Source organism: Longimicrobium sp., assembly GCF_036388275.1.
GTDB lineage: Bacteria > Gemmatimonadota > Gemmatimonadetes > Longimicrobiales > Longimicrobiaceae > Longimicrobium.
The window spans coordinates 45,247-58,710 of the sequence record NZ_DASVSF010000086.1 but is presented as its reverse complement, the minus strand read 5'-3'; the positions used below and the strand labels follow the sequence as shown (position 1 = coordinate 58,710).

General features: G+C 70.0%; 11 protein-coding genes. 1 reads left to right on the top strand and 10 read right to left on the bottom strand.

The features are described 5' to 3' along the window. Positions 1 to 328: 328 nt before the first annotated feature. The 7 genes from VF632_RS17845 to VF632_RS17815 all read right to left on the bottom strand — a co-directional run bounded on the left by VF632_RS17845 (position 329) and on the right by VF632_RS17815 (position 8,276). Positions 329 to 1,135, bottom strand: coding sequence for a glutaminyl-peptide cyclotransferase (locus VF632_RS17845; protein WP_414682903.1), 807 nt, complete (start codon positions 1,133 to 1,135; stop codon positions 329 to 331). 14 nt (positions 1,136 to 1,149) lie between these two features. Next, on the bottom strand, positions 1,150 to 3,030 hold the full coding sequence (locus VF632_RS17840) for a M61 family metallopeptidase (protein ID WP_331024289.1): 1,881 nt from the start codon (positions 3,028 to 3,030) through the stop codon (positions 1,150 to 1,152). Between the two features lie 209 nt (positions 3,031 to 3,239). Next, the gene (locus VF632_RS17835) at positions 3,240 to 3,980 is read right to left on the bottom strand and encodes an ABC transporter permease subunit (protein ID WP_331024288.1); all 741 of its coding nucleotides are present in this window, start codon (positions 3,978 to 3,980) and stop codon (positions 3,240 to 3,242) included. Then, positions 3,977 to 4,939: an ABC transporter ATP-binding protein gene (locus VF632_RS17830; RefSeq protein WP_331024287.1), complete on the bottom strand. Its 963-nt coding sequence runs from the start codon at positions 4,937 to 4,939 to the stop codon at positions 3,977 to 3,979. Before VF632_RS17830 ends, VF632_RS17835 begins: the two co-directional genes overlap by 4 nt. Continuing rightward, on the bottom strand, positions 4,936 to 5,823 hold the full coding sequence (locus VF632_RS17825; RefSeq protein WP_331024286.1) for a hypothetical protein: 888 nt from the start codon (positions 5,821 to 5,823) through the stop codon (positions 4,936 to 4,938). Before VF632_RS17825 ends, VF632_RS17830 begins: the two co-directional genes overlap by 4 nt. Continuing rightward, the gene (locus tag VF632_RS17820; protein ID WP_331024285.1) at positions 5,807 to 6,745 is read right to left on the bottom strand and encodes an ABC transporter ATP-binding protein; all 939 of its coding nucleotides are present in this window, start codon (positions 6,743 to 6,745) and stop codon (positions 5,807 to 5,809) included. The genes VF632_RS17825 and VF632_RS17820 overlap by 17 nt, the downstream gene beginning before the upstream one ends. Positions 6,746 to 6,932: 187 nt before the next feature. After that, positions 6,933 to 8,276 carry a hypothetical protein gene (locus VF632_RS17815; protein WP_331024284.1) on the bottom strand — a complete coding sequence of 448 codons (1,344 nt, stop codon included), beginning with the start codon at positions 8,274 to 8,276 and terminating at the stop codon, positions 6,933 to 6,935. Positions 8,277 to 8,502: 226 nt separating this feature from the next. On the opposite strand from VF632_RS17815, the gene VF632_RS17810 reads away from it, so the two are divergent. Continuing rightward, complete coding sequence (locus VF632_RS17810) at positions 8,503 to 9,672, top strand: acyl-CoA dehydrogenase (protein ID WP_331024283.1); 1,170 nt, start codon at positions 8,503 to 8,505, stop codon at positions 9,670 to 9,672. 81 nt (positions 9,673 to 9,753) lie between these two features. Here the strand turns inward: VF632_RS17810 and VF632_RS17805 are convergent, their stop codons facing one another. The 3 genes from VF632_RS17805 to VF632_RS17795 all read right to left on the bottom strand — a co-directional run bounded on the left by VF632_RS17805 (position 9,754) and on the right by VF632_RS17795 (position 13,404). Continuing rightward, a complete protein-coding gene (locus VF632_RS17805) occupies positions 9,754 to 10,932 on the bottom strand; it encodes a Fic family protein (protein ID WP_414682902.1) in 1,179 nt (392 codons plus the stop codon). Between the two features lie 103 nt (positions 10,933 to 11,035). Further along, entirely contained in the window at positions 11,036 to 11,635 is a 600-nt protein-coding gene (locus VF632_RS17800; RefSeq protein ID WP_331024281.1) for a GNAT family N-acetyltransferase, read from the bottom strand. Continuing rightward, positions 11,632 to 13,404, bottom strand: a complete 1,773-nt coding sequence (locus VF632_RS17795; protein ID WP_331024280.1) for an amidohydrolase family protein — start codon at positions 13,402 to 13,404, stop codon at positions 11,632 to 11,634. Before VF632_RS17795 ends, VF632_RS17800 begins: the two co-directional genes overlap by 4 nt. Positions 13,405 to 13,464: the final 60 nt, after the last annotated feature.

The following is a 13,464-nucleotide window of genomic DNA, read 5'->3' as shown; positions in this document are numbered from 1 at the left end:
CGCAGGAACGGAGAGCCGCGGAGGCGTTGGCAGCGCCCGCCATCATGCCGCCTTGCAGGGGGTTAGGGCAAGCCCCACGGACGGCGGGCGCTCCGCCGCATGGCGGAGCGCCCGTTTCGGGGACAGCGGCCCGGCCGTCCGCCCGTCAGCGCCGAAGAAGGCGAAGTGCGCGAAGCAGAAGGGGGAAGCCACGGCCCAGGAGCCGGATCACCGGCCCCAGGAGCACGCGCGTCAGGAGAATGCGAAGGACCAGCATGAGGGTCGGTGATTCGGGTGAAAGCAGCCGGCATCCGGCGTGTCACCGTACGCGCGCCCGCCCACCGTTGTTTCAGGCCCCGCCGACGCCCAGGGACGGGATGCGGATCTCGAAGAGCGCGGGCCACAGCTTTCCCGTCACCAGCAGCCGGTTGGACTGCGGATCGTAGGCGATGCCGTTGAGCACGGCTTCCGGGTCCGTGCGCGCGGGAACGATGGGCCCGAGCTCCAGCCATCCCTTCACGCGCCCCGTCTGCGGATCGATGCGCGCGATCCGCGTGGTGTGCCACACGTTGGCCCACACCTCGCCCTTCACCCATTCCAGCTCGTTCAGGTCGTGCACGGGCGTACCGCCGTCCGTTACCGCCACCGTGCGCTGGGGGTTGAGCGTCTTCGCGTCCAGGAACGTCAGGTAGCTGGACCCGTCGCTGATCACCAGCGACGTTCCGTCGGTCGTCAGCCCCCATCCCTCGCCGCTGTACTGCACCTGCCCCGCCGGCTGAAGGGTGCGGCGGTCGTAGATGAACATCACCCCCTCGCGCCAGGTGAGCTGGTAGATGCTGTCGCCGACCGCCGCGATCCCCTCGGCGAAGTACTGCGGCGCGAGCGGCGTCTTCTTCACCACCGCGCCGGTTTCCAGCGCCACTTCGCGAAGCGACGACTGGCCGTAGCGCCCGGTGCTCTCGTAGAGCGTGCCGTCGCGCCACACCAGCCCCTGCGTGAACGCCGTGGAGTCGTGCGGATAGCTGCGCACCTGCTCCACCGCCAGCACGGCAGCGGGCGCCGGCGGCGGCTGCTCGGCACCGTCGTCGGTGGCGTCGTTGCCGCAGGATGCCGCGTTCATCATCAGCAGCGCCAGCGCAAAAAAGGTGGTCCTCATCGAATTCTTCTGGTTCACTGCCTGGCTCCCGAGCCCAGCCACGACTGGCGGAAGGCACGCATCTCCGGCGTCACCCGCATCCCCGCGACTTCGTACGGAACCGCTTCCAGCGCGGGGTTCTCGGTCAGGGTGATGGTCGCCTGGCGCGTTCCGCCGCGCGTTTCGTACCCTGCCTGGATCACGTCTCCCGCCCGCTTGCGCTCCAGCACGGACCGAAGCGCCGCGGCGTCGGCGACCGCCTGCCCGTCCACCGTGCGGATCACGTCGCCGGCGGTGAAGCCCGCGGCGTAGAGCGATCCGTTGGCCGCCGGGTAGCCGGCGATGCGCACGCCTCCGCCCTGCACGTCCTCGAGCTGCGCGCCCAGCCAGGGGCGGCCCGGCTGCGTCTTGCGCAGCAGGAACCCGGCCCGGCCCAGGAGCGCGGCGTAGTCCACCGCCTCGCGCCCCTCGACGTAGCGCGCGAAGAAGTCGTCCGCGAACGCCCGGTCGCCCGTCACCTCGCCCAGCACGCGGCGCAGATCGGCCATCGTGTACGGCCGCGCGGGGGCCAGCGCCTCCGTCTGCGGCCGGCCGAACTCGCGCCACACCGCCCGCATGTAGTCGTCCAGGGTGACGTTCCGGAAGCGGCTGCGCAGCGACAGGTCCAGCCCCAGCGCGATCCCTGATCCCCAAGTGTAGTAGCTGAGAAAGGTGTTGCCGCGGTTGTGCGGGTCGATGGAAACGGCTGCGTCCACGAACGGCGCCTGCATGCTCATCTCCACCGGCGAGAAGTACCGCCGGCCCGGTGCGTTGACCACCGCGTTCGCCATCCCTCCCGCGGAGATGGCGTACACGGAGTCGTTCACGATGCCGGCGCGGCGGATGAACAGGTCGTCGAAGTAGCTGGTGAACCCCTCGGCGAACCATAGCTCGCCCGACATGTTGGCCTCGGTGAAGCTGAACGGCTCCAGCGAGGCGGGACGCACGCGCTCCACGTTCCACGAGTGGAAGTACTCGTGCGACAGCGTGCCCAGCAGCCCCATCTCGGCGCGGGCGATGGAGTTGCTGGAGGTGAGGATGGTGGAGTTGCGATGCTCCATCCCGTCGCCGTCCGCCCACGGCAGGTAGTCGGCGATGAAGGTGTAGGTGCCGAAGTCGTACGGCGCGGGCTCGCCCCAGGTGGCGATCTGCTCGGCCACCACCTTCTCCGCCTTTTCGGCATAGCGGTCCAGCTCGGCGGGGGTGCCCAGGTGGTGCACGGCCAAGCGGATCGTGTACGTGCGCCCACCCGGCCCGGCGACGGTCCAGCTCCGCAGGTCAAACGGGCCCACCTCGGTGGGGGAGTCCATGAAGTACTGCAGGTGCGGCGCGGTGAACACGCTGCTGTCCGGCGTGGGCACCAGCTGCGTGGCCACGCGCCACCCTTCCGGCCGGTCGAAGCGCACGCGGACCGGTGCGCTCTCCATCCCCAGCGCCCACACGAAGGTGGCCGGCATGTTCATGTGGGCGTGCGTGGCGTCGAAGGCCGTGTAGGTGCCGTCCACGCGGTCGCCGAACAGCGTGTACGTCACCCGCACCGTCCCGTCGTGCCCGGCCACGTCCCACTGGTGCGGGTCCGGCCGGGTGATGGACAGCGCTCGGCCGGACCCGTCTGCGGCGCGCACGGCGTAGACGTTCTTGGCGAACTCGTGAAGCGCGTACCGTCCCGGCGACGTGCGGCTCATGCGCACCTGCAGCGGGCGCCCGGCCGGTACGCCGTGGAAGGTGGCGGTCACCTCGGCCTCGTGGTGCACGCGGTTGGGATAGCGGATCTCGTATTCCACGCGCGGCTGCGCGGCCGCCGTGCCGGCGATCAGCAGGCCCAGCGCGGCGAGCCCGGAAGCCCGCGCGGCGCGGGCCGCGATGTTGAAACGCATGTGGATGGTCACGATGAGGTTGCGGTGTCGCCCGGCTAGAGATTTAGCACGCCGCGCCACCGGATGCCAGCCGCGCGCAAGCCTCATGGGACCGCGGGACGCGGCAAAAGCTCCCACCGAACGATGAGATCGATCCCCCGCTACTCGAAACGACTCGGGGGACCACGCTGCGTCGTGGTCCCCCGAGTCGTTTCCATCCGCCGATCACATCAAACCGCTTCGCCGATCTCGAAGCGCTTCAGGCGGCGGATGGCGTGGGCGGTCGCGAGCACTGCGACGACGGTTCCCATGATCAGCGCCGTGCGCCCATCCAGCGAGTCAGCGATCATGCCTTCCTTGCCGCCCGCCAGCGCCTCGGCCAACGAAAGGGTGTACTCACGGATGCTCAGCGCGCGCGTTCCGGGCATCAGGCGGCTCAGCGAGCCCTCCCACACCACCACGTAGATCAGCCCCACGATCAGCGCGCGCCGCGTGGTGAGGCTCAGGGCCACGAAAAGCGCGCAGTACAGCAGCCCGCCCACGGCCACCGCGGCCGCAAAGCCCAGCACCACGCCGTCCGGGTCAAGCCTCTGGAACCCGGCGAACGCAGCCAGCAGCGTCGCGGGCACCAGCAGCGCGGCCGTGGCCACGCCCGCCACTAAGATGCGCGTAAGCACGATTCGCCACCTCGCCACGGGCTTGCCCAGCACGTAGGCGATGGTGCCGTCGTCGATCTCCGCCCCGAACACCCCCGTCCCCACCACCAGCGCCAGCAGCGGCAGCAGCACGGAGACGATCAGCGTGCTGGTCTCCACCAACACGATTTCCATCGGCTGCTCCGTCTGGCGGGCCGCGATGAACGCGATCAGGGCGGGCAGCAGGGCCAGCAGGGCGACCCACCAGACCTTGCGGTTTCCCGTGAGCTGGCGGATGGCGATCTTGGCCAGGGTACGCTCGATCGTCAGGCTCATCGCTTCACCAGGTAGCTGAAGACGCTTTCCAGAGATTCGTCGGTGGGCCGCAGCTCGAACAGCGTGACGCCTGCGGACCGGGCGATGCCGGCCAGCGCCAGGGCGAACGAGCCGCGGTCGCTCGCGCGCACGCTCAGGTGTTCGCCCAGCTCCACCCCGTGCACCGACGGGTGCGCCACCAGCGCCGAGGCCAGGCGCCGGTCGTCGCTGGAGCGCAGGTTGAAGGTATGGGGCCGGTCCGTCATCAGCCGGCGGATCTCGCGGAAGTGGCCCGACGCGGCCAGCCGGCCGGAGACCACTACCAGCACGTTGTTCGCGAGCTGGTCCAGCTCCTCCAGGATGTGCGACGAGATCAGGATCGTGCGCCCCTCCGCCGCCAGCCGCTTCAGCAGATCCATCATCTGCATGCGCTGGGTGGGGTCCATGCCGTTGAACGGCTCGTCCAGCAGCAGGATGCGGGGATCGTGGACCAGCGCGCCGGCGATCTTGGCGCGCTGCCGCATGCCCTTGCTGTACGTGCCGATGCGGCGGTTCATGGCGCCGCGCAGGTCCACGATGTCGATGGCCCGCTCCGCGGCAGCCTTCGCGTCGGCGAGGCCGTGAAGGCGGGCGTTCATCAGCGCGAACTCGTAGCCGGTCAGGAACGGGTACACGGCCTCGCGCTCGGGAACCAGCCCCAGCGCGCGGTACATCTCCGGGTTCTTCCACGCGGAGCGGCCGTCCACCAGCACTTCGCCTGCCGAGGGCTCCAGGAACCCCGACATCATGTGGAGAATCGTGCTCTTGCCGGCGCCGTTGGGGCCCAGCAGTCCGGTGATCCCCGCCCCCAGCGAGAAGGTGATGTCGTTGACGGCGACCACGTTGCCGTACCACTTGCTCACGTTCCGCAGCTCGAGCGCGGCGTCGGCGGCGGGCGCGGCGGGCCGCACGGCCGGCGTTTCCAGCAGTTGCGTGCTCATACGGTCATCCTCCGGTAGCGCCAGGCCAGGATCGCGATGGAGATCACGGCCAGGGCGGCCACGGTCAGACCGAACACCTCCGGGTGCTCGGTCGCATCCTTGAGCACGCCGTCGGCCTTGGCCCCGAACAGGGCGAGGATGGCACCCCCTACGGCGAATATCGGGTTGATGAGCACCGCATACCGCTGCGCGTCGCCCTCCAGAATTTCCGTGAGGATCCCCGCGATCGGCACGGTGATGAAGAAAAAGCCGAACGCCGCCGCCGTCGCCAGCCAGCGGCGCTGCACCAGCGAGGCGAGCGCCAGGGCCGGCGTGCCGATGCCCAGGGCGGCGACGACGGGGGTTGCCAGGATGGGAAGGAAGTACTTCGACTCGGCCTTCACCGCCGCCACGAAGTCGGCCCCCATGGCCAGCCGGCCCACCAGCAGGATCAGCAGCGGCGTGAGCACCAGGATGACCACGGCCGTCCACATCGCCAGGAGCTTGGCGCCCGCATATTCCCGGGCAGGAAGCGGCCGGGAAAAATAGAGCGGAAGCACCCGGTACTGCTGGTCGCGGCTCACCAGCTCCGGCGCCTGCGCGGCGCAGAACAGGGCGATCACGAGCGACACGAACGCGAACACGTCGTCGTAGCTCATCAGGTTGGCCATGCCGCCCGTGAACGCGCTGGCCGCCACCGACATCGCCGAGGGAAAGCAGATGAAGGCGAAGAGCATCCACGGGATCCACAGCGCCCTCCCGCCGCGGCCCAGCCCGAAGGCACTGCGCAGCGAGTGGACGTACAGCGTGCGGAAGGCGTAGCCGCGGCCCAGCCGGGCGCCCTCGTACTTCCGATAGCCGATGTCGTAGATGACCCCGGCGACGGCGTCAGGCGCGAGCGACATGCGCCTCCTCGTCGGTTGCGTGGGTGGGAGCGCGGAACAGGTCCTGGAGCGTGTTGCGGCGCCGCTCCATGCGGACCAGCGCCAGCCCCAGGTCTGCCGCGGCGTCGCGGACGGCGTCGTACGGGCGGTCGTCGGACAGGGGCAGCAGCACCAGGCCCGCGTCCACGCGCGCGGTGATGCCTTCGCTCGCGAGCCGGGCGAGCAGCTGGTCGATCCCCTCGTCCACCTCTACCGCCAGCAGCTGCTGGTCGCCGGTGAACGTATGCAGCGCGGCCGCGCTCTTCAGCTTGCCGGCGTCGATGGCCACCAGGAAGTCGCTGACGCGCTCGATCTCTCCCAGCAGGTGCGAGCACACCATCACCGCAATGCCGAACTCGCGGCCGGTGCGGCGGATGAGCTCCAGCATCTCCTCGCGGCCGGCCGGGTCCAGCCCGTTGGTGGGCTCGTCCAGCAGGAGCAGCCGCGGATCGTGCACCAGCGACTGCGCCAGCTTCACGCGCTGCTTCATCCCCGTGCTGTACCCGCCGATGGGCCGGTACCGCTCTTCGTACAACCCCACGTGGCGCAGCATCTCCGCGGCGCGCTCGCGGGCGGCGGCCCGGGGCAGGCCGGAGATGCGCCCCATGTGGGCGACGAACTCCGTGGCCGTCATGTCGGGCGGAAGGCAGTCGTGCTCGGGCATGTAGCCCACCATCTGCCGGATTTCCAGGCCGCGGGTACGGGCGTCCAGGCCAAAGACGCTGACGTCGCCCGACGTGGGCGTCAGCAGCCCCAGCAGGATCTTGATGAAGGTGCTCTTGCCGGCCCCGTTGGCGCCCACGAACCCGATGATGCCGGGTTCCAGCTCCAGCGAAAGCCCGCGAAGCGCCGTCACGCCGCCTGGATAGGTGTGCGTGAGGTCGCGAGCGGAGATCAGGGGCATCCGATCCCTTGTGGCGGTGTGTGGATGGGAGATGGTCCGCCAGACGGCGGGAAGTGCATGGGAGAGGTAACGCGAAAGCTACTACGTAAGTTTCACCGGCGCGAGTGAGGCCGGCCGGCACCCGGATCGAAAGACGAACGGGCGGAGGCCGTAGCCCCCGCCCGTCCCGTCCATCCCGCCGGTCGGGTCAGAAGCCCGGCGTCTTGCCGCCCGGGTCCTCACCCTGGCGCGATCCGCCGCCGTGCTCCATCGGGGGATCGATCCGCTTACTGTCCTCCGACATCTCCGGCCACGTCCCGCCCGCGCCAGTCGAGCCGCCCGCCGATCCCAGGCCGGAGCCCGCGGATTCCGAGCCGCTGCCAGCCGATCCCAGCCCGCTCCCCGTCGGGCCGACGCCCGAACCCGTCGAACCCAGCCCGCTCCCGGACGAGCCGAGGCCCGAGCCCGTGGAGCCCAGACCGCCTCCGGTGGAGCCGAGGCCGGGCCCGGTCGAACCGAACCCGCTGCCGGTCAGCCCCAGGTCCGACGACGACCCAAGCCCGCTGGAGCCGAGGCCCGAGGAGCCGGAAGATCCGAGGCCGCTACCCGCCGTTCCCAGCCCGGCGAGCGGATCGGTGGACGCAGTGCCCGCCGTGCCGATGTCCGGCGTCAGCGTGCTGGAGCCGGCCGGCGTGCCCGTGGCCCCGGTCGCGCCCGGCGTGGTGCTGGCCGTGGACGAGGTCGGGGCGCCGGAGCCTCCCTCGGCGCTGTGGCTGCGGGCGTCCGCGCGTTCGGCACGATCGTCGAACTCGCGGCGGATGCCGTCCAGGGCACCCTGGATGCGCGACAGCAGCCCGTCGATCTTGGGCTGCACCTCGGCGATGAACTCGTCCACCTTGGGACGCGCCTTGTCGCGGGCCTCCTGCACGCGCGGCTTGATGTCGGCCAGGGCGCTGTCCACGCGCGAGTCCAGGTCCTGGAACGCCTGCTTGATCCTGGGCCGCAGCTCGCCGAACACCGACTCCAGCCGCGAGTTCAGCTCCTCGAACGGGTCGTGCCGACCGCTGCCGGCAGTCTCCCCCGTCCCCGCCGATCCGGCGCCCGTGGACCCGGTCGATCCCGTGGACCCGGTCGATCCACCCGCCGCGCCGCCTGCCCCGCCGGGGATGGCGTGGCCGCCCAGGTCGGAGGCCGCCCGCGTGCCCGAAAGCGGATCGACCGTGCCGCCGGAGCCGCCCGTGGTCGCCCCGGTGTACGCCTTGTCGCCGCCAATGGTGGAGCCCCCCGCGCCCGCCCCGCCGTACCCGGCGCCGCTGGTGGACCCGCCGGTGCCGCCCGTCCAGCCCCCCGGCGCACCCGCGCCGCCGCCGACGTCGCTGCCGCCCAGCCCGCCCGCCGGCCCCCCGGTCACTCCGCCGGTTCCGCCCGGCGTGCCGCCGCTGGAGCCAGCTGTGCCGCCGGGAATGCCCGTACCCGGCCCGCCGCCGCCCGTGTACCCGCTCCCGCCCGATCCGGCCCCTGTATCGCCGGGCCCACTCGGATTGTGATCCATCGTCCCCATCTCCCGTGCCTGAGCGTACGAACAGTTCGCCGGGAGTTCCGGCGCACTGGGAACTACGTCCTGACCGCGCGATGGTTTCGGACGCACCCGCCGTGCCGGTCCGTCGTCCGCCGTCCGATCAGCCCTCCCCCTCGCCGTTTTCGGCGCCCCGTGCCATATTCCCCGGCTGCACCGCGATGGGGTGCAGGCTGATCCCCGTGATGGAGACGACCGAGTCATGGCAACCGTTGACCTGGCCACCGCCGGCGCCCCGCTGACGGTTCTGAACGAAGACGAGCAGGCGTTCCGCGAAGCCGTCCGGCAGTTCGCCGAAGAAAGCGTCCGTCCGCTGGTGACGGAGATGGACGAGCACCAGAAGATGTCGCCCGAGCTGATTCCCCAGTTCTTCGAGCTGGGGCTGATGGGCATCGAGGTTCCCGAGGAGCTGGGCGGCACCGGCGCGTCCTTCTTCACCGCCGCGCTGGTGGTCGAAGAATTGTCGCGCGTAGACGCCAGCGTGGGTGTGTTCGTCGACGTGCAGAACACGCTGGTGAACAACGCGTTCCTGCGCTGGGGCTCGGCCGACCTGAAAGCCAAGTACCTTCCGCAGCTGTGCGCCGAAAAGGTGGGTGCCTATGCGCTCTCCGAAGCGGGCAGCGGCTCCGACGCGTTCGCCCTGGCCACGCGCGCCGTCAAGGCCGACGGCGGGTTCCGGGTAACCGGCCGGAAGCTGTGGATCACCAACGGCGGCGAGGCCGAGGTCTTCATCATCTTCGCCAACGCCAACCCCGAAGCGGGCTACAAGGGGATCACCGCGTTCATCGTCGAAAAGGAGTTCGGCGGCTTCTCGGTGGGCAAGAAGGAAGACAAGCTGGGCATCCGCGCCAGCAGCACCACCGAGCTGATCCTGGAAGACGTGTTCGTCCCCGACGAGAACGTGTTGGGCGAGGTGGGCAAGGGGTACAAGACGGCCATCGAGACGCTGAACGAGGGCCGCATCGGCATCGGCGCGCAGATGATCGGCATTGGGCAGGGCGCGCTGGACGCCACCGTGAAGTACGTGCAGGAGCGCGAGCAGTTCGGAAAGCGCATCGGCGACTTCCAGGGCGTGCAGTTCCAGATCGGGCAGATGGCGACGGAGCTCGAGGCCGCGCGGCTGATGGTGTACAACGCCGCCCGCCTGAAGGACGCCGGCCTGCCCTTCTTGCAGGAAGCCGCGATGGGCAAGCTGTTCTCGTCGCAGGTGGCCCAGCGCATCGCCAGCACGGCGGTGGACCTGTTCGGCGGCTACGGCTTCACGCGCGAGTACCCGGTCGAGAAGTTCTACCGCGACAGCAAGATCGGTTCGATCTACGAAGGCACCAGCAACATGCAGCTGCAGACCATCGCCAAGAACCTGATGAAGTAGTTCGGGATCGGCGGATTCTGAGACGAGGGGCACCCGGCTGGCCGGGTGCCCCTCGTCACTTTTACTCCTGGCGCCAGGCTCTCAGTCCGGCAGCAACTGCCCGGCGATGCCCTGGTTCAGGATGTCCAGCTGCTGCTGGTACACGTACACCCGCGCGCGCGGGCGGCCGGTGATTTCGCGGACGATCTCCATGTCCTCCAGCCGGCGGAGCGCGGTGGTCACCGTGGGGTGGGTAAGGTTCAGCTCCTTGGCGGCACGGGGGATCGTGGTGATCACTCGCCCCCGCAGGAACTCGAACAGCGTCAGCACCGACCCCGAACCGCGGCGGATCAGGATCCGCTCGCGGTCTTTCTCGAAGCGCGCGAGCAGTGCCCGCGTGGTGGCGGTCGCCTGGGCCGAAACCTCGGCCACGCCGGTGAGAAAGAACTCCATCCAGCTTTCCCAGTCCCCGTCCGTCCTCACTCGCTGAAGCAGCTCGTAGTACTTCGCCCGGTGCTCGCGGAAGTACAGGCTCAGGTACAGGAACGGCTGCGTGAGCGCTCCTTCGGCGCACAGGAGCAGCGTGATGAGCAGGCGGCCCACACGCCCGTTGCCGTCGAGGAACGGGTGGATGGTTTCGAACTGGGCATGCGCCAAGCCTGCCTTCAGCAGGGGGGGCGTGCGCTCCGGCTGGTCGTGGATGAACCGCTCGAGGTTGTCGAGCGCGATCATCATCTCGTGCGGAGGTGGGGGGACGAAGCGGGCGTTCCCCGGTCGCGACCCGCCGATCCAGTTCTGCGAACGCCGGAAGTCTCCGGGCGCGCGCGTGCTGCCCCGCCCTTCCTGCATCAGCACCCGGTGAAGCTCGCGAACCAGTCGCAGGCTTACGGGCAGGCCGCCGCGCAGCAGGTTGAACCCGTGGTGCAGCGCGGCCACGTACCGCGACACCTCGCGTACATCGTCCAGCGGCATCCCCGGTGCCCCCTCGGCCTCGAACCGCAGCAGATCCGAAAGCGTGGACTGCGTTCCCTCGATCTGGCTGGAGAGAACGGCCTCTTTCCGCACGTAGATGTACAGCAGCCGGTCCGGGTCCAGCGATGCAGAGACGCCATCCAGCCGGCCAAGCGAGATGCTGGCGTGCTCCAGCAGGTCTCGGAGCCCGCCCGTCAGCTCCAGGCCGGGCACTGGCGGCAGCCGTGCGGGAATGAAGGCGCTGAAGCCGTCTTTCCCCGCCTGCTGCTGAATGATCCGCCCCGCCCGTGTCGATACGAACGACTGCACATCCATGATCTGCGCTCCCCAGGGCCACACAATCGGGCACGAGCCCGTGCGAAAGATTCCTTTCACAGGGAGCAACGCTATCAAAGAAAAGCGCTACTTTCTTTCATAGCCGCTCCCGCTGTGAAAGGAATCTATCACAGGCGAGGATCTTATGAAAGAAATACAGCATTTTATTTAATAGAACCCGCGATGGAGATATGAGGACCAGTGCCATGTGCTCGGAGTCCCAGTACTCGCCGTCCAGGCAGTACGCTTGGCGCTCCACGCCGTAAGACACGAAGCCGAGGCGGAGATACAGAGACCTCGCGGCCCGGTTGTCGGGCACCACGCTCAACGTCAGCCGCTCCACGCCCGCGAGGGTTCGGGCGTGCGCAATCAGGGACTCCAGTAGCGCCCGGCCCAGCCCGCGCCCGCGCGCCTCGGGAGCCACGTACATCCCCCAGACGTGGGCGCGGTGCCTTGCCTTGCGATGGCTGTCGCGCCGCAGGCCCGCCACACCCACCAGCACGCCCTCGCCATCCACCGCGCCGAACACCACGTCCTCGCCCCCGGCCCCGCGCGCCAGGCGAGCGGCGATCTCTCCCAGCGGCACCCCCGCCTCTTCCTCGTACGTGGAGCCGAACGCCTCGGGCGACTCGCGCAGGCCGCGCAGCCTCAGTGTCTGGAATGCAGCGGCGTCGGCGGCGTCCAGCGGGCGGATCACCGGTATTCCAGCTCCTCGCGCGTCCACACCTCGCCGGCTCGGACCACCAGGCGCACCGCGCGCAGGTTGCGCACGTCGGCCAGGGGGTCGGCGTCGAGCACCACCAGGTCCGCCAGCTTTTCCGGCGCCAAGGTGCCGATGTCGTCCCTGCGCATGGCGCGCGCGGCGATCCGCGTGGACGACACCAGCACGTCCATAGGCGACATACCGGCCTGCGCCATCGCTTCCATCTCGCGGTAGACGGACGCGCCGTGCAGCGTCAGCGGGTTCCCGGCGTCGGTGCCCATGGCGACGGGAATGCCGGCCGCGTGCACGCGGCGCAGGTTCTCGTTCATGGTCCGGCCGATCTGCTCGAAGTAGGCGGCGAACCCCGCGCCCAGCGTGCGCGCCGGGAGCGAGTCCGTCAGCGCGGCCTTCGCGCGCGTCGCTGGATCGACGCACTCCATCGGCAGGCCTTGGGGATCGAAGCGGCGCTGGTACAGCTGCCGGTAGCCATCCGTCACGGTGAGCGTGGGCGTGTAGATGGTCCCCGCGTCGCGTGCCAGGCGGATGAACTCGTCGTCCACGATGGCGTCGTCCACGGAGTGCACCAGCAGCTGCGCGCCCGCGCGGATGGCGTCCTTGGCCTCCCACAGTCCCGTTGCGTGCACGATCAGCGGCAGGTCGGCGCGGCGCGCCTCGTCGGCCACGGCGCGGACGGCCGCCTTGAGCGCCACCGTGTCGGGGTTCTGCCCTTCCACCAGGTACCACACCTTCACCGCGTCGCTGCCGTGGTGCGCGATCATCCGCGCCCCGGCGCGCGTGGCCGAGTCGCTGGCCGTGTGGACGAACTGGCGCGAGGCGGGAAGGTTCACCCAGTGGTCGCGGGTGGAGAGCAGCGGGCCCGCCGCGGCCACGTGCGGCGCGGCGGTGCTGGCCTCGGCGTCCCCACGCAGCCCCCACGTCCAGGGATACCCGCCCACGTCGAAAGTGGCCGTCACTCCCGAGCACAGGTAGCTGCGGTAGAAGCGCTCGGGGTGCGCCTCCAGCGCGGCGACGGTGGAATCGTAGGGAAACCGCGCCCGGACGTCCTCGGCATCGGGGCGGCCATCGACCCAGCCGGTCTGCGAGTAGTGGACGTGCGCGTCCACCAGCCCGGGGATGATCCACTTTCCGCGCGCATCGATCGCGTGCACGTCCGCCCCTACCTCGCACCGGCCCACGCAGGCGATCCGTCCGTTCCTCATCACCACCGTCGCGTCGCGCAGGGGCGCCCCGCCGGTGCCGTCGATGACCGTGGCACCGGTAAAGGCCACGGCGGGCACCGGCCCGTTTCCGGGCGCGTTGAAGGCGGTGCTCACGGCCACCTTCCAGCTTCCGTCCGGCTGCCTGACCAGCACCCGTTCCGACACGCCGCGCGAGCTGGTGCCGCCCTGTGCCACGCGGTAGCGGTACGTGCCGTAGACCACGCCGGGCGCCAGCGGCACCACCTCGTAGTGGGTGGCTACCAGCGTGTCGGGCCACGCGTTGGGATCGCCTCCCGTCATTCCCTGGTAGCCCCACTGCACCCCGGCCGGCCCGGTGCGCGCCAGCCGTGGGCTCTGCAGGTAGTGGGTGAGGTACGCGGGGCGGTCGCGGCCGTGGATGGAAGCGATGTTGCTTCGGAACGCGGCGAGCGCCTGCACGCTGTCCCGCGCACGTTCGGCGGGCGGGTACGCCTGGGCGCGGACGCCGGACGGAAGCGTGGCGGCGAGCAATGCGGCGGCGGCGAAACGGGCGAGTGAGGTCATCGGCGGATGGCGTACGGGGTTTCTGCTGGGGCGTTGGACAGAGTACGGCGGCGGGCGGAG

What these genes read in the sequence shown, in the direction of transcription:
- VF632_RS17845 (WP_414682903.1), bottom strand. Translation starts at nt 1,135, where the DNA reads ATGAGGACCACCTTTTTTGCGCTGGCGCTGCTGATGATGAACGCGGCA.
- VF632_RS17840 (WP_331024289.1), bottom strand. Translation starts at nt 3,030, where the DNA reads ATGCGTTTCAACATCGCGGCCCGCGCCGCGCGGGCTTCCGGGCTCGCC.
- VF632_RS17835 (WP_331024288.1), bottom strand. Translation starts at nt 3,980, where the DNA reads ATGAGCCTGACGATCGAGCGTACCCTGGCCAAGATCGCCATCCGCCAG.
- VF632_RS17830 (WP_331024287.1), bottom strand. Translation starts at nt 4,939, where the DNA reads ATGAGCACGCAACTGCTGGAAACGCCGGCCGTGCGGCCCGCCGCGCCC.
- VF632_RS17825 (WP_331024286.1), bottom strand. Translation starts at nt 5,823, where the DNA reads ATGTCGCTCGCGCCTGACGCCGTCGCCGGGGTCATCTACGACATCGGC.
- VF632_RS17820 (WP_331024285.1), bottom strand. Translation starts at nt 6,745, where the DNA reads ATGCCCCTGATCTCCGCTCGCGACCTCACGCACACCTATCCAGGCGGC.
- VF632_RS17815 (WP_331024284.1), bottom strand. Translation starts at nt 8,276, where the DNA reads ATGGATCACAATCCGAGTGGGCCCGGCGATACAGGGGCCGGATCGGGC.
- VF632_RS17810 (WP_331024283.1), top strand. Translation starts at nt 8,503, where the DNA reads ATGGCAACCGTTGACCTGGCCACCGCCGGCGCCCCGCTGACGGTTCTG.
- VF632_RS17795 (WP_331024280.1), bottom strand. Translation starts at nt 13,404, where the DNA reads ATGACCTCACTCGCCCGTTTCGCCGCCGCCGCATTGCTCGCCGCCACG.